At 70.8% G+C, this 20,249-nt stretch carries 18 protein-coding genes; 10 read left to right on the top strand and 8 right to left on the bottom strand.

Features of this window, described 5'->3' with window-relative positions:
- The first annotated feature begins 17 nt into the window (after positions 1–17).
- The 9 genes from ACMTAK_RS10820 (at position 18) to ACMTAK_RS10860 (ending at position 11,927) form a co-directional block, all read left to right on the top strand.
- Entirely contained in the window at positions 18–1,502 is a 1,485-nt protein-coding gene (locus ACMTAK_RS10820) for a lactate utilization protein B (RefSeq protein ID WP_413812851.1), read from the top strand.
- Between the two features lie 92 nt (positions 1,503–1,594).
- Positions 1,595–2,245 carry a LutC/YkgG family protein gene (locus ACMTAK_RS10825; protein ID WP_413812852.1) on the top strand — a complete coding sequence of 217 codons (651 nt, stop codon included), beginning with the start codon at positions 1,595–1,597 and terminating at the stop codon, positions 2,243–2,245.
- A gap of 177 nt (positions 2,246–2,422) precedes the next feature.
- Positions 2,423–2,614, top strand: a complete 192-nt coding sequence (locus tag ACMTAK_RS10830; protein WP_413806017.1) for a hypothetical protein — start codon at positions 2,423–2,425, stop codon at positions 2,612–2,614.
- A 47-nt stretch (positions 2,615–2,661) separates the two neighbouring features.
- Positions 2,662–4,263, top strand: coding sequence for a penicillin-binding transpeptidase domain-containing protein (locus ACMTAK_RS10835; protein ID WP_413806018.1), 1,602 nt, complete (start codon positions 2,662–2,664; stop codon positions 4,261–4,263).
- 143 nt (positions 4,264–4,406) lie between these two features.
- Positions 4,407–5,639, top strand: a complete 1,233-nt coding sequence (locus ACMTAK_RS10840; protein ID WP_413806019.1) for an ROK family transcriptional regulator — start codon at positions 4,407–4,409, stop codon at positions 5,637–5,639.
- Between the two features lie 209 nt (positions 5,640–5,848).
- Positions 5,849–7,111: an ABC transporter substrate-binding protein gene (locus ACMTAK_RS10845; protein ID WP_413806020.1), complete on the top strand. Its 1,263-nt coding sequence runs from the start codon at positions 5,849–5,851 to the stop codon at positions 7,109–7,111.
- 19 nt (positions 7,112–7,130) lie between these two features.
- Complete coding sequence (locus ACMTAK_RS10850; protein ID WP_137981080.1) at positions 7,131–8,114, top strand: carbohydrate ABC transporter permease; 984 nt, start codon at positions 7,131–7,133, stop codon at positions 8,112–8,114.
- Positions 8,115–8,167: 53 nt separating this feature from the next.
- The gene (locus ACMTAK_RS10855; protein ID WP_262704238.1) at positions 8,168–8,983 is read left to right on the top strand and encodes a carbohydrate ABC transporter permease; all 816 of its coding nucleotides are present in this window, start codon (positions 8,168–8,170) and stop codon (positions 8,981–8,983) included.
- A 13-nt stretch (positions 8,984–8,996) separates the two neighbouring features.
- Positions 8,997–11,927, top strand: coding sequence for a glycoside hydrolase family 2 TIM barrel-domain containing protein (locus ACMTAK_RS10860; RefSeq protein WP_413806021.1), 2,931 nt, complete (start codon positions 8,997–8,999; stop codon positions 11,925–11,927).
- Between the two features lie 30 nt (positions 11,928–11,957).
- On the opposite strand, the gene ACMTAK_RS10865 is transcribed toward ACMTAK_RS10860, so the two are convergent.
- The 4 genes from ACMTAK_RS10865 to ACMTAK_RS10880 are packed head-to-tail and all read right to left on the bottom strand — an operon-like array spanning position 11,958 to position 15,008.
- Entirely contained in the window at positions 11,958–12,728 is a 771-nt protein-coding gene (locus tag ACMTAK_RS10865) for an amino acid ABC transporter ATP-binding protein (RefSeq protein ID WP_413806022.1), read from the bottom strand.
- Complete coding sequence (locus tag ACMTAK_RS10870; protein WP_037965080.1) at positions 12,728–13,378, bottom strand: amino acid ABC transporter permease; 651 nt, start codon at positions 13,376–13,378, stop codon at positions 12,728–12,730. The genes ACMTAK_RS10865 and ACMTAK_RS10870 overlap by 1 nt, the downstream gene beginning before the upstream one ends.
- Positions 13,378–14,118, bottom strand: a complete 741-nt coding sequence (locus ACMTAK_RS10875) for an amino acid ABC transporter permease (protein WP_037965082.1) — start codon at positions 14,116–14,118, stop codon at positions 13,378–13,380. Before ACMTAK_RS10875 ends, ACMTAK_RS10870 begins: the two co-directional genes overlap by 1 nt.
- 50 nt (positions 14,119–14,168) lie before the next feature.
- Entirely contained in the window at positions 14,169–15,008 is an 840-nt protein-coding gene (locus ACMTAK_RS10880) for an ABC transporter substrate-binding protein (RefSeq protein WP_413806023.1), read from the bottom strand.
- A 216-nt stretch (positions 15,009–15,224) separates the two neighbouring features.
- On the opposite strand from ACMTAK_RS10880, the gene ACMTAK_RS10885 reads away from it, so the two are divergent.
- The gene (locus tag ACMTAK_RS10885; RefSeq protein ID WP_413806024.1) at positions 15,225–16,073 is read left to right on the top strand and encodes an IclR family transcriptional regulator; all 849 of its coding nucleotides are present in this window, start codon (positions 15,225–15,227) and stop codon (positions 16,071–16,073) included.
- Positions 16,074–16,092: 19 nt separating this feature from the next.
- Here the strand turns inward: ACMTAK_RS10885 and ACMTAK_RS10890 are convergent, their stop codons facing one another.
- The 4 genes from ACMTAK_RS10890 to ACMTAK_RS10905 form a co-directional block, all read right to left on the bottom strand.
- Complete coding sequence (locus tag ACMTAK_RS10890) at positions 16,093–18,069, bottom strand: DUF2264 domain-containing protein (RefSeq protein ID WP_413806025.1); 1,977 nt, start codon at positions 18,067–18,069, stop codon at positions 16,093–16,095.
- The gene (locus ACMTAK_RS10895; protein ID WP_413806026.1) at positions 18,066–19,172 is read right to left on the bottom strand and encodes a rhamnogalacturonan acetylesterase; all 1,107 of its coding nucleotides are present in this window, start codon (positions 19,170–19,172) and stop codon (positions 18,066–18,068) included. The genes ACMTAK_RS10890 and ACMTAK_RS10895 overlap by 4 nt, the downstream gene beginning before the upstream one ends.
- Positions 19,173–19,359: 187 nt before the next feature.
- Positions 19,360–19,815 (bottom strand): peroxiredoxin, encoded by a 456-nt coding sequence (locus ACMTAK_RS10900; RefSeq protein WP_020866894.1) that lies wholly within the window; start codon positions 19,813–19,815, stop codon positions 19,360–19,362.
- Positions 19,816–19,851: 36 nt separating this feature from the next.
- Positions 19,852–20,160 (bottom strand): hypothetical protein, encoded by a 309-nt coding sequence (locus ACMTAK_RS10905; protein ID WP_044581063.1) that lies wholly within the window; start codon positions 20,158–20,160, stop codon positions 19,852–19,854.
- Positions 20,161–20,249 lie beyond the last annotated feature (89 nt).

Consider the following 20,249-nt stretch of genomic DNA (forward strand, 5'->3'; position numbering starts at 1 on the left):
AGGCCACCTACCTGGGGATGCCCGCCTTCCCGCGGGCGGCCGACGCCTCGACCCGGAACACCCAGCTGCGTGCCAACCTCCGCCACGCCACCCACACCATCCGCGCCAAGCGCGCCACGGCCGTGGCCGAACTGGACGACTGGTCGCTGCTGCGCGCCGCGGGCGCGGCCATCAAGGACCGTACGCTGCGCCATCTCGACCAGTATCTGGAGCAGTTGGAGAGCGCGGTCACGGCGGCCGGCGGCCAGGTCCACTGGGCGGCGGACGCGGACGAGGCGAACCGGATCGTCACCGAGCTGGTACGGGCCACGGGCGAGCGCGAGGTCGTCAAGGTCAAGTCGATGGCCACGCAGGAGATCGGCCTGAACGGGGCCCTCGCCACGGCCGGGATCACGGCGTACGAGACCGATCTCGCCGAGCTGATCGTGCAGCTCGGCGACGACCTCCCGTCGCACATCCTGGTCCCGGCGATCCACCGCAACCGGGGCGAGATCCGCGACATCTTCACGGAGAAGATGTCCCAGTGGGGCCGCCCGGCCCCGGAGGGGCTGACCGACGCGCCCGCCGACCTCGCCGAGGCCGCGCGGCTCCACCTCCGCGAGAAGTTCCTGAACGCCAAGGTGGGGATCTCCGGCGCCAACTTCATGGTCGCGGAGACCGGAACGCTCGTGGTCGTGGAGTCCGAGGGCAACGGCCGGATGTGTCTGACCCTGCCCGAGACGCTGATCTCCGTCGTCGGCATCGAGAAGGTGGTCCCCACCTTCCAGGACCTGGAGGTCTTCCTCCAGCTGCTGCCGCGGTCCTCGACCGCCGAGCGGATGAACCCGTACACCTCCACCTGGACCGGCACCACGGACGCCGACGGCCCGCGCGCCTTCCACCTCGTCCTGCTCGACAACGGCCGCACCGACACCCTCGCCGACACCGTGGGACGGCAGGCGCTGCGCTGCATCCGCTGCTCGGCGTGTCTCAATGTGTGCCCGGTGTACGAGCGGGCGGGCGGCCATGCGTACGGATCGGCGTACCCGGGCCCGATCGGCGCGATCCTCACCCCCCAACTGCGCGGTATCCAGAGCGAGCTGGACGCCTCGCTCCCGTACGCCTCGTCCCTGTGCGGGGCGTGCTACGAGGTGTGCCCGGTCGCCATCGACATCCCGGAGATCCTGGTCCACCTGCGTGAGCGGGTGGTCGAGGGCGGCCCCGCCTCCGTCCGTGGCACCCGTACGGTCATCAAGCCCGCCAAGGGCCACGCCGCCGAGCGCGCCGCGATGCGCGCCGCCCGCTGGGCCCTGGACCACCCCCGGCTGCTGCGCACCGGCCAGCGGCTGGCCTCCCGCACCCGCCGCTTCCATCCGCGCCGACTGCCCGGTCCGGGGCGGGCGTGGAGCGATACTCGGGAGCTGCCGAAGGTGCCGGAGGAGTCGTTCCGCGACTGGTGGCAACGCACCCGGGGCGGGAGCGGCACCGGGAGCCGCCCGGAGGGAAGGAAGAAGACCACATGACCTCGCGAGACCCCGGCTCCCGGCTCCCCGGCGCGCACCAACCCGCCGCCCAGAACCCGAGCACCCAGGGCCCGGACTCGCGCGCCCTGGTCATGGCCCGCGTCCGCCGCGCCCTGGCGGATGTGCCGCGTGCCGAGACACCCGGCGAGGTGCCGGTCGAGCGCACCTACCACCGGGTCCACGGCGACCGCACCGCCGCACAGACCGCGGACCTCCTCGCGGAGAACCTGGCCGACTACCGCGCGCTCGTCCACCGCGCCGACGCCCCGTCGGCCCTCCCGGCCCTGATCGCCCGCCTCCTCGCCGACCGCGGCGCGACCAGCGTGGCGGTACCCCCGGGCCTCCCCGACTCGTGGCTGTCCGACGTCCCCGACGCGGTGCGCCGGGTTCCGGACACGGCGGAGCTGACCCCGCACGACCTGGACGCGGTCTCCAGCGTGGTGACGGGCTGCGCGGTGGCCATCGCCGAGACGGGCACCGTGGTCCTGGACGCCGCCCCCGACCAGGGGCGTCGCCGCATCACCCTGGTGCCCGACCACCACATCTGCGTGATCCGCGTCACCGACCAGGTCGTGGGTTCCGTCCCCGAGGCGCTCGAACGCCTCGACCCGGCCCGCCCGTTGACCTGGATCTCGGGACCGTCCGCGACCAGCGATATCGAACTCGACCGGGTGGAAGGCGTCCACGGCCCCCGCACCCTCGAAGTGATCCTCATCGGGCCGGAATCCGCTGGTCAGAGCTGATGGAACGCCAGGGGAGCCCAGGAGGCATATCTCCACCGTGGCGGGGCATATGCCACGGGGACATAGAGGGGAACACCTGCGCGGGGGATGCGGTCTTCCTCACATACCGCCGGTAACACCGCTGTTGGGCGGTTTACGCCGGTGCCATTGTCGGTAGGGCCCTCTACTCTTATGGTCATGCGTCCGACTCCTACTCACCAACCTGCCTTACTGACCACTCCCGCCACCGACCAGGCCAACGAGGCGATACGCGTCTTTCTCCGGGCCCGGGCCGGCCGGGCACTGCGGCCTTCGGAGCGGGCCGAGTACAGCCGGTTGCTGAAGGTCTACACACGGGCGTTGCGCGGCGAGGTGGGAAAGGCCGCCTGAGCGGCAACGTCGCACGAGCTGATCCAGGTGAAAATCGGGGGGACGCCATGCGGGCGGTGGGGAAGGTCGTCTTAGGGGCTCTGTCAGTGGGGCTCCTGGGGGTCGCCGGCTACGGCGGATACAACCTCTACACGGGCGTGACCGGCGGCGACACCACCGCGGCCCATGACGGTCCGGTGACCGGGGACGAGGCCCGGCGGACCGCGCGGGAGTTCCTGGACGCGTGGGCGGACGGCAATGACATGCTCGCCGCCGGGCTCACCAACGACGCCGAGTCGGCCATCGGCGCCCTCAGCGGCTATCGCGACGACGGGCATGTGAAGAGGGTGACGGCCACCCCGGGCGCGGCGCGGGGCACCACGGTCCCGTTCACCATCAAGGCGGAAGTGGTCTTCGGCAAGGCCCGATCCAGCTGGACCTACACATCACGGCTGACCGTGGTGCGCGGCCGGACGACCAAGAAGCCGCTGGTCGACTGGAGGCCCTCCGTCCTCCACCCCAAACTGGGCGCCAATGAGTCCGTACGGACGGATCTGGCGGACAATCCGCCGGTCCGGGTGCTGGACCGCGACGGCGAGGAGCTGCGGCAGGGCCGCTATCCCTCGCTCGACCCGGTGCTGATCGCGCTGCGCGCGAGATACGGGGCCGACGCGGGTGGCACGGCCCGGGTGGAGGTCTCGGCGGTCAAGCCCGACGGGACCGCCGGAGCCACGCTGCATGTGGTGACGAAGGGCACCCCGGGCACGCTGCGCACGACTCTCGACGCCGGGGTGCAGAAGAGCGCGGAGAAGGCGGTGGCCACGCGCGACGGCGCCTCCGTGGTGGCGCTCAAGCCCAGCACCGGGGAGATCCTGGCGGTGGCCAACTCCGACCAGGCCGAGTTCAACGCCGCGTTGCAGGGGCAGACGGCGCCGGGCTCCACGTTCAAGATAGTCACCGCGGCCACCCTGCTGGAGGCGGGCAAGGTCAGCCCGAGCCGCCCGGTGCCGTGTCCGAAGACGGCGGCGTACGCACAGGGCATGACGTTCCACAACGTGGAGGACAGCGAGAACCCGGCCGCCACCTTCGCGCAGGACTTCGCGGCGTCCTGCAACACCGCGTTCGTCTCGCTCGCCGGGGCCGTGCCCGATGGCGCGCTGGCCCAGGAGGCGCGGACCGTGTTCGGGCTCGGGCTGAACTGGCGGGTGGGGGTCACCACCTTCGACGGCGAGGTGCCGAACGGAAGCGGCGACGACAAGGCCGCGGCCATGATCGGCCAGGGCACGGTCCAGATGAACCCGCTCACGATCGCCTCGGTCGCGGCCACGGCCCGGACGGGCACCTTCAAGCAGCCCGTTCTCGTGCCGCGCTCCGTCGACCACCGGGAGATCGCCACCAGCGACCGCAGCCTCGGCCCGGCCACCGTCTCGCAGCTGAAGGCCATGATGCGGCTGACCGCGACCAGCGGCACCGCCGCCCGGGCGATGTCCGGGCTCACCGGGGACATCGGCGCCAAGACGGGTTCGGCCGAGATCGACGGCCAGCCCAAGACCAACGCCTGGTTCACCGCCTACCGGAACGATGTAGCGGCCGCCGCCGTGGTCACCGGCGGTGGGCACGGCGGGGATGCCGCCGGGCCCGTCGTCCGCGCGGTACTCAAGGCGGGCTGAGCCTGCCGCTCAGCCCGCCCCCAGCTGCCCCGACGCTTCGTACAAGGGTTGGTCGAAGGGGTTGTCCATGGTCTGGCCCACACTCTAGCCTGGCGCGGCACCCGCGACACAGCAGTACCCGCCCACGCAGAGGGGATTCCGGCGTGAAGCGCACGTCCCGCGATATACGCACCGCCAACCGCTACGGGGTGCTGCGTCATATCGTGGCCCGATCCCCCGTCTCCCGGCAGGAGGTGGCCGCCGCCACCGAGCTGAGCCTGGCCACCGTCGCGAACCTCGTCGGGGAGCTGCTCGACCTCGGGATGCTGGTCGAGGTCGGCTACGAGGACTCCGACGGCGGCCGGCCGCGCGGACTGGTCGCGGTCAACTCCTCGGGCGGCGCGCTGATCGGCGTGGACGTGGCGGAGACGTACATCCATGTCGAGCTGTTCGACCTGGCACTGACCGTCCTGGCCCGCGCCGACGAGGAGTTGCGCCCGGAGGAGAACGACCCGGCCAAGGTGGTGGCGCATATCGCCGCCGCCGTCTCCTCGGTGGTCGAGCGGGCGGACGTGGCCGCGGACCGGGTGCTGGGCGTCGGCGTCAGCGTGCCGGGCCAGGTGGACCGCGAGGGCGGGGTCTCGGTCTTCGCCCCCAACTGGGACTGGCATGACGTCCCGCTGCTGCGGCTGCTGGCCGAGCACATCCCGCACCCCCTCCACCTCGACAATCCGCTGCGCGCCTGCACGGTGGCCGAGCAGTGGTTCGGGGCGGCGCGCGGGCGGAACGACGCCGTGGTGGTCAACCTGGGTACGGGCGTGGGGGCCGGGCTTGCGCTCGGCGGCACCCTGCACCGCGGGGTCAGCAACAGCGCCGGGGAGTGGGGACACACCACCCTCATCCTGGACGGACGACAGTGCCACTGCGGCAACCAGGGCTGTGTGGAGACCTATGTCGGCGCCCCCGGCATCATGCGGAATCTGCGCGAGCTGAGCCCGGACAGCCCGCTGCTGCACCCGGACGACCAGACGGCCACCATCGAGGCGCTCGGCCGGGGCCTCGCGGAGGGCGATCCGGTGGCCCTGAAGGTCGTGCGGGCCACCGCACGCTACCTCGGCGCCGCCCTGGCCGATCTCATCAACCTGCTCAACCCGGAAGTGATCGTGCTCAGCAGCTGGGTGGCGGCGGCCCTCGGTGAGCCGCTGCTCGCCGAGGTGCGGGAGGCGGTGGCGGTGCGCGCGCTGCGCCGCCCGCTGGCGAACACCGAGATCGTGCTGTGCCCGATCGCGTCCAACCCCGTGAGCCTCGGCGCGGCGACCTTCGCCCTGGAGGGCTCGCTCGCGTCGGTGGGCCTGAAGAACCGCCGCACCACGCCGAGGAACCGCGGCACAGCCTGAGGGGAACCACAGCCCGCGGGGTTTCGGCCTCGCTTCCATACCCCTTTCGTTCGACGCCTCGAACCGCCCGGCACCGTCCTGACGGGACGTCACCACCCTTACCGCGTCCACTTCGTCCAACCCCTTGCCGAAGTCTTCGTCTATGGCTAACGTCCCGCTGCACCAAGGAACGTGACGGAACCTGGCGGCGACGGAGACGAGGACGTCATATGTCGAACATCAGCAGAGGCAGAGGCAGAGACTGGGACCGCCGCGGCGTGCTGCGCGCGATGAGCGGAGTGGCGGCCCTCGGCGGACTCGCCGCCTGCGGTTCGAACACCGGCCGCTCGGGCGGCGGCGGTAAGTCGATCAAGCAGATGTACCACGCCTATGGAGAGCAGGGCACCCAGCAGGCCGCGAAGAAGTTCGCCGACGCCTACGACAAGGCCGAGGTCACCATCGAATGGGTGCCGGGCGAATACGAGTCGAAGCTGGCGACCACCCTGCTGGGATCCGGGGCCCCGGATGTCTTCGAATACCACCCCGATCTCCAGCTGGTGCGCTCCCGGCAGATCGTTCCGCTCGATGACATCGTCGCCGATGTCAAGGACGACTTCCTGCCGGAGGACATCACGGCGAATTCCGTGGACGGGAAGATCTACGGCATCCGCATGATCGACGATCCGCAGTTCTTCTTCTACCGCAAGTCCCTCTTCGAGAAGGCCGGGGTCAAGCCTCCGGCCACCTTCGACGAGCTGATCGACGCCGCGCACAAACTCACCAGCGGCAAGGTCAAGGGGCTCTACATCGGCCAGAACCTCAAGACCATCAGCAAGCCGCTGGTGTGGTCCACCGGCCCGCACTATCTGGACGCGGACCACAGAATCGCCTACCACACCGACAATCTCGTGGAGACCCTCACCAAGGCGCGGGAGCTCTACAAGAGCAAGTCACTGCTGCTGGGCGCCCCGACCGAGGTCTGGGACCCGGCCAGTTTCCTCCAGGGCCTGTGCGCCATCCAATGGTGTGGCATCTGGGCGATACCGGCGATCCAGAAGGCGTTCGGCGACGACTTCGGGATCTTCCCCTTCCCCAAGTCCGGTGCCAAGGGGCGCCAGGTGGTCTACAACGGCGGCTGGTCCACCTATGTGTCCGCCAAGGCCAAGGACGTCGACGCGGCCAAGGAATTCGTCAAATGGCTGTGGATCGACCAGAAGAAGTACCAGCAGGAGTGGGCGCTCGACTACGGGTTCCACATCCCCGCGCGCAAGAGCATCGCCGCCGGGGCGGACAAGCTCAAGAGCGGGGTGGCGGCCGAGGCGGTCGAGCTGTTCAACACCCACGGGGTCTTCGACGATCCGTACTGGACCGAGGGGATGTTCAACATCCTGCTCGACGCGGTGGTCAATTCGGTGCGCGACAGCAAGAATCCCGAAGCCGAACTGGACAGCGCCGACAAGAAGATCGAGCGCGCGCTGAAGCAGCTCGGATAGGCCGGCGACCGGAACCGTCATGGCGACCACCACACCCACCCACAGCGCCGCCAAGGGCCGAGCGCCCCGAGGAGCGGCCCCCGCCCGACGACGGCCGCGGGGACTCGGCGGCTCCCGCGGCCGCACCCTCAACTTCTGGCTGTTCACCGGCCCGTTCCTGATCGGGCTGATCGTCTTCGTCTATGTGCCGATCGGCTGGAGCCTCTGGCTGAGCCTGCACAACGCCCAGGGCACCGTCACCCCCACCGAGTTCGTCGGCCTCGGCAACTACGCCGATATGCTCGGCGACGGCGATTTCGTGGACAGTCTCGTCAACTTCACGATCTTCGCCGCGATCATCGTGCCGATCACCTATGCCCTCTCCCTCACCCTCGCGCTGCTGGTCCACCGCATCCGCTTCATGAAGGCGTTCTTCCGGTCGGTCTTCTTCCTCCCCACCGCGTGCAGCTTCGTCGTGGCCTCGCTGGTGTGGAAGATGTCGCTGTTCAACGGGTTGCGCTACGGGATGATGAACACCGTGCTGGGCTGGTTCGGCATCGACTCCGTCGCCTGGCTGGCCTCCCCGCATCCGCCCTGGTACTGGCTGGTGATCTGCTCCGCCCGGCTGTGGCTGCAATGCGGCTTCTACATGATCCTCTTCCTGGCGGCGCTGCAGAACATCCCGCGTGAGCTGTACGAGGCGGCTGCCGTGGACGGCGCGAAATCCGGCTGGCAGACATTCCGCCACATCACCCTGCCGCAACTGCGCGCCACCTCGGTCGCGGTCGTCCTGCTGCTGCTCATCGCGGCGTACCAGGCGTTCGACGAGTTCTACAACATCCTCGACGAGGGCCGGGCCACCTGGGGCCGGCCGCCCCTGGTCGACCTCTATCTCCAGGCGCTCGGCGCCAACCAGGACTACGGCCACGCCAGCGCGGGCGCCCTGATCCTCGCCCTGCTGATCGCCCTGGTGACCCTGGCCCAGGGCAGGTTCCTCGGCTTCGGAAGGGGTGATGAGAAGTGACCGTCACGACGCACGGCCCCACGGGGGCCCGCAAGCGCTCCGCGCGCTCGGTCATGGGCAACACCGGGCTGTACCTCGCCCTCGGCGTGGCGACGGTGCTGTTCCTGGTGCCCTTCTATCTGATCGTCCGCAACGCCCTGTCCACCGACGCGGACATCACCGGTGAGAGCTGGCGGTTCTTCCCCGCCGACCTCCAGTGGGGGAACGTCAAGGAGCTGTTCGACGACCCCTCGGTGCCGTTCGCGAAGGCCCTGTGGAACTCCACGGTGGTGGCCGTGCTGCACACCCTGGGCACCCTGCTGGTCTGCTCCCTGGCCGGATACGGGCTGGCCCGCATTCCGTACCGGCACGCGAACAAGGTGCTGTACGCGGTGCTGTTCACCCTGATGGTCCCGGCGGCCGTGACCTTCGTACCGAGCTATGTGCTGGTGTCCTCGCTCGGCTGGGTCTCCTCGCTGCGCGGTCTGATCATCCCGGGGCTGTTCAGCGGGTTCACGGCGTTCCTCTTCCGCCAGTACTTCCTCGGCTTCCCCAAGGAGCTGGAGGAGGCGGCCCGGGTGGACGGGCTCGGCTACTGGGGCGCGTACTGGCGCATCGTGGTGCCGAACTCGCTCAACTTCTTCGCCGCGATCTCGGTCATCACCTTCATCAGCGGCTGGAACGCCTTCCTGTGGCCCCTGGTCATCGGCCAGGATCAGAGTTCGTGGACCGTGCAGGTCGCACTGTCCTCCTATATGACCGCACAGACCATCAACATCCACCTGATCTTCATGGCAACGGCCGTATCGATCCTGCCACTTGTCCTGGTCTTCGTGTTCCTCCAGCGCTGGCTGGTGCAGGGTGTGGCACAGACCGGTATCAAGGGCTGACCGAGGAGAGTCGATGAGCTCCACGCAGCACACGCCACTGCCCTACTACGAGGACGTCTCCCCCGGCGCGGGAGCGCTGCCGCCCCGCCCCTGGACCCCATCCTCCGACGCCGCGCGGCTGAGCCTGAACGGGACGTGGTCGTTCCGGCTGTCGCCGACCGCCACCGCCGAGGACGACTCCTTCGCCCGCCCCGGCTTCGACGCCCGCGGCTGGGACGAGCTCCCGGTGCCCGGCCACTGGGTGCTGCACGGCCACGGAGCGCCGATCTACACCAATGTGCGCTACCCCTTCCCGGTGGATCCGCCGCGCGTGCCCGACGAGAACCCGACCGGCGACCATCTGCGCGTCTTCGACCTGCCCGGCGACTGGCCGGCCGGCGGGGACGCGGTCCTGCGCTTCGAGGGCGTCGAGTCCTGCGCCCGGGTCTGGCTCAACGGCGAGGAGCTGGGCACTTTCAAGGGCAGCCGGCTGCCGCACGAGTTCGCGGTCGGGGGTCTGCTCCAGCCGTCGGGCAACGTACTGGCCGTACGCGTCCACCAGTGGTCGTCCGGAACCTATCTCGAGGACCAGGACCAGTGGTGGCTGCCCGGGATCTTCCGTGAGGTGACGCTGGAGCACCGCCCCGAGGGCGCGCTCGACGACTACTTCGTCCACGCCAGTTACGACCACACCACCGGCGAGGGCACGCTGCGGATCGACGCCGACCCCGGCGGCCGGGTCACCGTGCCCGAGCTGGGTCTTGACCTGGCCACCGGGGAGAGCGCCACCGTCCCCGTCGAGCCGTGGACGGCGGAGACGCCCCGGCTGTACGAGGCGCGGCTGACCACCGTGGGCGAGAGCGTCTCGCTGCGGGTGGGCTTCCGTACCGTGGTGGTCGAGGACGGGCTGCTCAAGGTCAACGGCCGGCGGGTGCTCTTCCGCGGCGTCAACCGGCATGAGTTCCACCCCGAGAACGGCCGGGCGGTGGACCTCGCCACCATGCGCCGCGATCTGGTGCTGATGAAGCGGCACAACATCAACGCCGTGCGCACCAGCCACTATCCGCCGCATCCGGCCTTCCTCGGGCTCTGCGACGAACTGGGGCTCTGGGTCATCGACGAATGCGATCTGGAGACCCATGGCTTCGTCGACCTGGACTGGCGGAACAACCCGGTGGACGACGACCGCTGGACCCCGGCGCTGCTCGACCGCGCCGAGCGGATGGTCGAGCGGGACAAGAACCACCCGTCGGTGGTGATGTGGTCGCTGGGCAACGAGTGCGGCACCGGGCGCGGGCTGTCCGCCATGGCCGACTGGATCCGGGAGCGCGACCCGTCCCGGGTGATCCACTACGAGGGCGATCTGTCCTGCGCCGACACGGACATCTACTCGCGGATGTACGCGCCGCACGAGGAGGTCGACCAGATCGGCCGGCGCGCCGAGCCGCCGTGGGGCGATCCGGAGCTGGACGCGAAGCGCCGGGCGCTGCCGTTCATCGAGTGCGAGTACGCGCACGCCATGGGCAACGGCCCCGGCGGGCTGAGCGAGTACCAGCGGCTGTTCCAGGAGCATGAGCGCTGCCAGGGCGGTTTCGTCTGGGAATGGATCGACCACGGCTTCACCCGGCGCGCCCCCGACGGCCGCTTCTACCACGTGTACGGCGGCGACTTCGGCGAGGAGCTGCACGACGGGAACTTCGTGTGCGACGGGCTGGTCTTCCCCGACCGCACCCCCTCCCCCGGCCTGATCGAGTACAAGAAGGTCATCGAGCCGGTGCGGATCGAGGGCGACGGGCCCGACGGCACGGTCCGGATCACCAACGGCCATGACTTCGCGGATCTGTCCCACCTCGTCTTCTCCTGGACCTATGAGGCCGAGGGCGAGGCGATCGGCTCGGGTGAGCTGGCGGTGGAGCCGTTGCCCCCGGGCGAGTCCACCGTTGTGAAGCTCCCGGCGCCGCCCGACGCCGAGGCGGGGGCGGAGGCGTGGTGGACGGTCGAGGCGCGGCTGGCGACCGCGACGGCGTGGGCCGAGGCGGGCCATCCGGTGGCCTGGGCCCAGCTCCCCGCCGACGCGCCCGGCACCGGCCGGGCGCGCGCCCTCGCCTCCGGGGCGGCGCCGCGCCGCGACGGCGACCGGATCGTGCTCGGCCCCGGCGTCTTCGACGCGGCCACCGGCGCCCTGACCTCGCTCGGCGGGCTCCCGGTCACCGAACCGCCCCGGCTGGACATCTGGCGCGCGCCCACCGACAACGACAACGGCGCGTCCTGGCAGCCGGACGAGCGCTGGGGCCTGATCTGGCGCCGGTTCGGACTGCACCGGACGCGGCACCGGACCGACGCGGTGGAGACGACTGCGGACGGTGCGCTGACCGTCCGTACCCGCGTCGCGCCCGCCGCCGTGGACATCGGCCTGGAGACGGTCTACCGCTGGACCGCCGACGAGGACGGACGGCTGAGCCTGGCGGTCTCCGTCACCCCGCTGGGCGAGTGGACCTTCCCGCTGCCGCGCCTGGGTCTGCGGTTCGGAGTCCCGGCCGCGCTGGGCGACGCCGAGTGGTTCGGCGGCGGCCCCGGCGAGGCGTATCCGGACACCCGCGCCGCCGCGCGTGTGGGGCGGTGGGCGCTGTCGGTGGACGAGCTCCAGACGCCGTACGTCCGCCCGCAGGAGAACGGCGCCCGGATCGACGTCCGCTGGGTACGGCTGACCGCGCCCGACGGATCGGGGATGCGCATCGAGGGCGAACCGGCCTTCTGGTTCACCGCGCGCCGCTGGACCACCGAGCAGCTCGACGCGGCGGAGCACACACCGGATCTCGAGCCGTCGAACGAGACGGTGTGGGTGAACCTGGACCACGGCCAGCAGGGCATCGGCAGCCAGTCCTGCGGCCCGGGGGTGCTGGAGCCGTACCGGCTGCTCGCGGCCCCGGCGGAGTTCTCCTTCACTTTCAGCCCGCTGGGCTGACCCGGCGGTCACGGGCGCGGCGGTCCGGCGTCAGGTGTCCAGGACCCGGTGCAGGAACTGCTGGGTGCGGGCCTCGGCCGGGCTGCCGAAGACACGCTCGGGCGTGCCCTGTTCGAGGACGACACCGCCGTCCATGAAGACCACGTGGTCGGCGGTGTCCCGGGCGAACCGCATCTCGTGGGTGACGACCACCATGGTCATGCCCTCGTCGGCCAGGGACCGCATGACCCCGGTGACCTCGCCCACCAGCTCCGGGTCGAGGGCCGAGGTGGGTTCGTCGAAGAACATGATGGCGGGATCCATGGCGAGCGCGCGGGCGATCGCCACGCGCTGCTGCTGGCCACCGGACAGCTGGGCCGGATAGGCGTCCGCCTTCTCGGCGAGACCGACCCGGGCCAGCGCCTCCCGGCCGCGCTCCTCGGCCTCCTTGCGGCCCATCTTGCGTACCTTGCGCAACGCGAGAGTCACATTGCCCAGCGCGGTGTGGTGCGGGAACAGGTTGAACTGCTGGAAGACCATGCCGACATGGCCGAAGATCTCGGGTGCGCGCTTGCGGTCGTGCAGGGGGACTCCATTGACCCAGACCTCTCCGCGGTCGGAGCGTTCCAGGTCGCACATGATCCGCAGCAGGGTGCTCTTGCCGGAGCCGCTGGCTCCGATGAGCACCACGACCTCACCCGCGCCGACCTCGATGTCGACGCCCTTGAGGACCTCCAGCTCGCCGAAGCGCTTGTGCACGCCGGACAGGGCGACCTGGGCGGTGGTGGCGGGGGTCCGCTCCGCGGGGGATTTGGTGATCATCAGGCGGTCACGGCCTTTCTCTCCATCCGCCGGACGACGACCGACAGCGGGGAACAGATGACGAAGTACAGGACAGCGATCGCCAGGTACGCCATGCCCGGGTGGCCGTCCCGGTCCACGATGGCCTGGCCCTCGCGAAGCAGTTCGGCGTAGCCGATGACGACGGCGATCGAGGTGTCCTTGACGAGCGAGAGGTACTGCCCCACCAGCGGGGGCAGCACGATGGCCCGGGTCTGGGGCAGGATGACCGACCCGAAGGTCTGGATGCGGGTCAGGCCCAGGACCCGCGCCGCCTCCCACTGGCCGCGCGGGACGGCCTCAATGCCGGAGCGGAAGATCTCCGCGACGTAGGCGCCCTGGAAGAGGGTGAGCGCGAGAAGGGCGGCGCCGAAGACGGAGATGTTCCCGATGCCCAGGTAGGCGGCGCCGAAGTAGATGAAGAGCATCTGCACCAGCAGCGGGGTGCCCCGGAAGACCTCCAGGTAGCAGCGGGCGAGCTGGGCCAGGACCGGGATGCGGCTGGTGCGGATCGCCGCGATGACCAGGCCGAGCAGGGTGCAGGCGGCGATGGCCGCGACGGAGAGCTCGACGGTGGACCACAGCCCGGAGCCGTACAGATCCCGGTTGGACCACAGGACGGACCAGTCCATCACGCCTCCTTGCGGATCAGGACGAGGCGGCGGACCGCGGTCCGCAGGCCTGCCAGGACCGACTGACGGGCGCGGATCGGGCGCAGCGGCGGCTTGAAGGCCGCGCGGCCGATCAGCTCGGCCACCAGCACGACCAGGTTGGTGAGCACCAGGTAGAGCACGGCGGCGATGCCGAACACCTGGATGGTGAGCAGGTTGCGGGCGTTGATCACCATGGCGGTGCCGGTGAGTTCGGGGACGGAGATGGCCGACAGCAGCGACGAGCCCAGGATGATCTGGACGAGTTGGTTGATCACGGCCGGATAGACGTTGCGCAGCGCCTGCGGGAGCACGACGTGCAGGAAGGTCCGGAAGGGGCTGAGGGCCAGCACGCGGGAGGCCTCGCTCTGGCCGCGCGGGACGGCCTGGATGCCGGCCCGGAAAATCTCGGTGAGGTACGCGCCGACGTTGACGCCGAGCGCCGCGATGCCCGCCTGTACGGGGCTGAGCCGCAGCCCGGCCGAGGGCAGGGCGAAGTAGGCGACGAACATCTGGAGCAGCACCGGGGTGTTGCGGATGACCTCGACGTACACAGCGGCCGGGGCACGGACGAGGGCGTGGCGCGACCGGCGGGCCAGGGCGCCCAGCAGCCCGAGGGAACAAGCGAGGACGAAGGCGGCGAGGGACAGCTTCAGGGAGAGCCAGGCCGCTCCGAGGTAGGTGGGCCAGTCCTGGAGGGCGTAGGTCCAGTCGGCGAACATGGGGTTCCTCCACGGGGGGCGGCGGCCGGGGTGCCGCCGCCCGGCAGGGCTCAGTAGGACGGGTTGAGCGGGTAGACGGGCTTGACGCCGAACCACTTCTTGTAGAGGGCCGCGCTCTGGCCGGAGGTGTTGAACTCCCGCAGCCAGGTGTTGATCCACTGCGACCAGTCGGGGTCGCCCTGGCCCACCCCGATCGCGTTGTACTCCAGCGGTACGACCGATTCCTTGGTGACCTTGAGGGCGGGGTCGGCCTTGGCCTGGGAGTTGAGGAAGTTGGAGTCCTCGACCATGGCGTCGGCCTGGCCCTGCTTGACCGCGAGCACTGCCGCCGCCGAAGTGTCGTACTCCTGGATCTGCGCCTTCGGGTTGCCCTCCTTCACCGCGGCGCCGTTGGTGGAGCCCTTGGTGACCGCCACCTTCTTGCCTGAAAGATCCTTTATGCCTGATATGTCGCTGGACTTCTTCACCATCAGCACCTCGCCGGCGACGATGTACGGATCGCTGAAGGCGACCTGCTTCGCACGCTCGGCGGTGGTGGTGAAGTTGCAGATCACGGCGTCCACCTTGTGCGTGCGCAGATTGGGGATGCGGTTGGCGGAGGTGGTGTCGACGATCTTCGCCTTGACGCCCAGTGCCTTGGCCATGGCCTTGGCGACATCGACGTCGAAGCCCTGGGGCTGGTTGGCCTTGTCCGTCGAGCCGAAGGGCGGGAACGTCAGACAGCTGGCGACGCGCAGGGTGCCGCTGCGGGTCACCTTCTGGAGGGTGGAGTTCTGCCCCCGGGTGGCCGAGCTCTGGCTGGAGGAGCAGGCGGCGAGCAGGGAGGTGGTGGCGAGAGCGCTCACGGAGATCGCGGCCATCTTGCGGGCATGAAGGCGTCGTCGTCCCACGGCGGGACTCCAATCGGGGGTGAAAAGAGCGGGACAGATCATCGAGGCCGCGATCGGCGATGACCGTCGGGCTCTGGGGATTCTGCAATGCAGAATCGAATTCCGTAATGGGTGCGCACAAGCTAACCGAGCCGCTCAAGGCCGTCAATGGTTGATTTCGAATTCCGGCATCCGATGCTGCTATGCAAAATCATCGAGGTCGGCTACCGTCCCGGCATGACTTCTCGGCCGGACACCGCTCACGGCGGCCAGGACGACCGGCCCGCCGGGTCCGGACCTGGGCGCAACACCTCGTCGTCGCTGCGCCGCGCCCTGTCCATCGTGATGTTCCTGGCCGAGGACGGCGGGCATCCGCGTGGGCCGACCCTCACCGACCTGGCGAAGGGCCTGGGCCTGAGCAAGAGCACCGTCCTGCGGCTGCTGGCACCGCTGCGGGAAGTGCGCCTGGTGGATCAGGACGCCGAGAACGGGCGCTATCGACTGGGCCCTCAGAATGCCTTCCTCGGCCAAGTCTATTTGGAGCGGCTGGACTTCCGTGAAGCCGCTGCCCCGCATCTGCACGAACTCGTCGAAAGCATAGGGGAGACGATCCACTTGGTGGTCTTCGATCCACCGGAGATCGTTTATATCGACAAGGTCGAAAGCCCCCAGCCGGTGCGCATGCATTCACGCATCGGCAGCCGCCAGCCCGCGTATTGCACCGCCGTCGGCAAGGCGTTTCTCGCCCACTCCTCCAACGCCGTGGTGGAACAGGTGATAGCGCGGGGCATGCCACCCCGCACCCCGGCCACCATCACCTCCGCCGAGCGACTGCACGCCGAACTGGCCGCCGTCCGGGAGCGGGGGTACGCGATCGACGACGTGGAGAACGAGGAGGAGATCCGCTGCGTCGCCGCGCCGGTCTTCGACCACAGCGGGGCGGTCGCCACGGCGATCAGCGTCTCCGGACCCGCCTCCCGCGTCACCCGGGACCGCGTCGCCGAGATCGGGGAGCTCCTCCTCGACTCCACGAAGGCCCTGTCCGGGCGCCTGGGCGGGACGTTGCCGCCCGCTCCTGCCCCATAGTCCGAGTTAAACCGGGTCGTCAACCGGCGTTTTCGGGCAGACAACCGACGGCGACCGCGCTCGGGCCCACGCGGGCCCGCCGCACCTCGCCGTCCCACCAGGTGACCGTCACCAGATGGGTCCCGTCGTCCGCCGGGCCCGCCGCCGCGCGGACCAGGTCGGCCAGCGGGGGCGCGTCGGGGTCGGCCGTCAGGCGGGCGAGGCAGAGGAAGAGGTCGCCCCCGGCGCGGCCCGTCGTCTCTCCGGCCAGCGCGGGGGAGACGGCGCGCCGGGCGAAGGCCGTGGGGGCGGCGGGCAGAACGCCGTCCTTCATCAGGCCGTGGAGCGGCAGCAGTTCGGACCGCGGCCCCTCCTCCTCCGCCGGGGGATCCGCGACCGCCCAGCCCGTCTGGCGGACGGCCCGGCCCGGCGCGGCGCCGGTCACCAGGTGGATCCGGACCTCCACGGCGCCGCGCACCAGCACCAGCGAGGTGACGCACACCTCCTCGCCCTCCTCCGGCTCCTCCCCCACCAGCCGCGCCCGATGGCGCGAGGCGGCCCAGCCGTCGCCCGCGCCCAGCGGCTCAAGCGCGGTGCGCAGGGAGATCCGGCCGCCGTGGACCAGGCCGAAGTGGTTGTCGGGTGCGACGCCGTACGGGAAGGGGCCGGTGGCCGTGGAGTAGGCGAGACGGGCGTAGTGGGGGTCGTCCTGGTCGGGGTCGCCGGGCGGCGGGAGGTGTTCGCTGCCGTGGTTGTGGAGCCGCACCAGACCGTCGCCCGCGGTGGACTGGAGCAGCCAGTTGGGGCCGGGAACGGCGCGCGTCGCGTCCGCGCGCTCGGTGGGTCCCGGCTCCTCGCGCGCCGTCCAGACCTCGTGGTCGGCCGGGAGCAGCAGCCCCAGGAAGCCCTTGGCGGCCCAGTACGGTGAGGCGGGGCCGGAGTACGGCTGGAGGACGCCGTCGTAGGGGCCGTACCAGCCGAGCGAGAGCAGCCCCCGGTCCGTCGTCGCGCCCCGGTCGAGGAAGTGGCGCAGAACGCCGGAGGCGAGGCGGCGGGTGGTTCCGGGGGCGAGCGGGGTGTGGCCGGTGAGGGCGCCCAGCCACAGGGGCGCGGCGGCGGCGAAGCGGTACGTCAGGGAGCGGCCCTGGTGCAGCGGGGCGCCGTCGGCGCCGAAGAGGTGGGCGTAGTCGGCGAGGTGGGTGGCCAGTCGGCGCCCGTAGCGGGTGAGCCGCTCGCCGTCCTGGGACAGCCATGCCTCGAGCGCCGGATACAGGTGCAGGGCCCAGCCGTTGTAGTAGTCGAAGGCGCGGCCCGCGCCGTCGCTGTACCAGCCGTCGCCGGTGTACCAGGGCTCGATGCGCTCCAGCCCGCGCGCCACGGCGGCGCGGGCGGCCTCCGGCTCGATGCCCGCCTCGGCGAGGAAACCGCCGACGGCGACGGGGAACAGCTCCCAGTTGCTGGGCACGGGTTCGGCGGTGAGCGCGTCCACCAGCCAGGCTCCCACCCGCTCCCGGACGCCGTCGTCGAGCCGGTCCCACAGCCAGGGGCGGGTGAGCCGCAGCCCGAGCGCGATGGAGGCGGACTCGACCAGCGGCTGGCCCCGGTCGGTGATCCGGGGCCAGTCCTCGGGTCCGTCGCCGCCGGGGGGTGCGGTGCCGGGGGGTGCGGTGCCGAGGTGTGCGGTGCCGGTGGCGAGCCCGTCCGCGTACCGCTCCAGCAGTCCGCCGGGATCGGCGCCGTGTGCGCCCGCGACGCGGAAGGCGGCCAGCAGAAACGTCCGGGCGAAGCCTTCCAGGCCGTCGGAGCGGGGGCCTGACCAGCTCGGCCGGTCGCCGGGGAGCGGGTAGAGGGCGCCGCCGGGGGACGCGTACGGGGCGACGGCGGCGAGCAGTCCGTCGGCGGCGGCCTCCCAGTGGGCACGGGTCCAGCCGGTACGGGGGCTGAGGTCGCGGTCCTCCGGGGGCAGCGCGAGGTGCGGTGCGAGGTGCGGCGTACGGTGCGGTGCGAGGCCGGTCATCGGAGCACCCCCGCGGGGACGAGGCGCTGGGCACGCAGCTCGCCGAGCACCAGCCGCGCGAACTCGGTGGCCCCGTGGGCGGAGGTGTGGGTATTGTCGCGGGCCTCGTCGTAGAGGTACAGCCGCTTGGACCCCTCGGGGCCGAGCTCCTCCACGAGCCGCTTGGTGAGCGCGGTCAGATCGATGAGCGGTACGCCCCGCTCGGCTGCCAGCGCGCGCGTCTCCCGCGGCAGATTCACCCCGAGGCCGTTGACGTGCAGGGCGGTTGCGTTGTCGAGGGTGCCGTCGTCGTTGAACCAGCGGCGCACGATGGGGGTGACCAGTACGGGCTTGCCGCCGCGCGCCCGTACGCCGTCGAGCAGCGCGCCGAGGTTGGCGCGGTAGTCGGCGGCGGTCGTCTGCTTGTCGTTGTGGGCGAACTGGACGAGGACGGTGTCTCCCGGGCGGATCAGCGGACGCATGGTGCCGAAGAGCCGGGGGTCGGCGAGGAATGAGCCCGAACTCTCGCCCGAGTCGGCGTAGTTGGCGACCGACAGGCCGCGCCGGAAGAACTGCGGCAGCTGCTGGCCCCACCCGGTGTACGGGGCGGTGAGCTGGTCGCACACGGTGGAGTCCCCGGCGAGGAAGAGCTGGTGGTGGCGGCCGGGGGCGGCTTCGGTGACCTTGGACATCTCGCTGACCCTGGCGACCTCGGTGACCTTCAGACCGGCGAGGCGCGGCGCGTCACCGCCGAAGGCGAGGTCGAGCCCGGGGCTTCCGCTGGGCCCGGTGGGCTCCCCCTCCGGCTCCCGTACGTTCACGGTGAAGGAGCGGATGAGCCGCTGCCCGGCGGCGGTCGGCGTGGCGGCGAGCATCGTCCGCCGTGACTCGGCGGTGACGCCGGTGCTGCCCGCCCGGGCGCCGCCGAGGACCGCCGTCACGTCGTACGTCCCCGGCGGGACATCGGCATGGCAGACGATGGGCGCGGTGCCGGTGCACCGCGGGACGACCGCGGCCGTGGCTGGGCTTTCATCGGGCCCGGAGTCCCCGGCCCAGGCCGGGGCGACCGGCAAGGCGGCGAGGCAGGCGGTGGCGGCCAGCAGTGCGGTACCGGCGCGTCTCATGGAGGCTCCTCGGCTCGGCTCAGTTCGGCGATGGAGGTTCGCCGATGGCGGGGGAAGCTACGGTCGGCCGCCTGACCATACGCCGTGTCGGCAAGCGCTTGCTAGAGGGGCCCAAACGTCAGCGGGGGCCGCCCAAGAGGCGGCCCCCGCAAGGGTTTTCCGCCGGACGCGGACGGTCGTACGCGGCTTACCCGTTCCTGCCCCGCAGGGCATCGAGCGCCCGGTCCGCGTGCACGCCCATCCGGAACTCGCTCTTGACGATCTCCAGCACCTTGCGATCGGTATCGATCACAAAAGTGACCCGCTTGGTCGGCACCGCCGCGATCCCGCGCTTCACCCCGAACCGCTCCCGCACGGTCCCCTCCGGATCCGACAGCAGCGGATAGCCGAAGGAGTACGCATGGGCGAACTCCGCCTGCTTCTCGACCGAATCGGCACTGACCCCGACCGGCTGGGCACCGAGCTCCTTGAACTCCGCCGCGATGTCCCGGAAGTGGCACGCCTGTTTGGTACAGCCGGGGGTGAAGGCCGCCGGATAGAAGAACAGCACCACCGGGCCGTCCGCCAGCAGCCCGCTGAGCGAACGGACGGTGCCGCTCTCATCCGGCAGTTCGAAGTCCTCGACCACATCACCGATGTCCATGAGGGCACGCTACCGGCCGACGCGCCCGGCGGAGCATCAGTAGCGCAACCGGGCGGTGTGGCCGTCGATACGCAGGATGCATTCGGTGAACAGCGCCATCGACGGACTGTCGTCCGTGGGGACCAGCCGCAGCCCGAGGTCCATGATGGACCGGATGACCTGGGCGGTACGGCTTCCGTCGGGATCCTGCCCGCGCAGCGCGGACCACGCCTCGAACTGCGCCCGGACCGTTTCCCACGCCGGACCCGGCGTGAAGTGACATAGAAAAACCGGCTGGTCGACCCCGTACTGGCGTAACTCGCCGACTGCGGCCTCACCTTGCATAAGCCACCATGTGGCACTCATCTCGTCCCTAACTCCGTACACGGGAGTGGATACCCATCATACGGGTGCGGACGTCCAACGAGGACCGACTCCACATCAGGGGCCCGTCC

This window comes from Streptomyces lacaronensis (assembly GCF_047337785.1).
Lineage (GTDB): Bacteria > Actinomycetota > Actinomycetes > Streptomycetales > Streptomycetaceae > Streptomyces > Streptomyces lycopersici.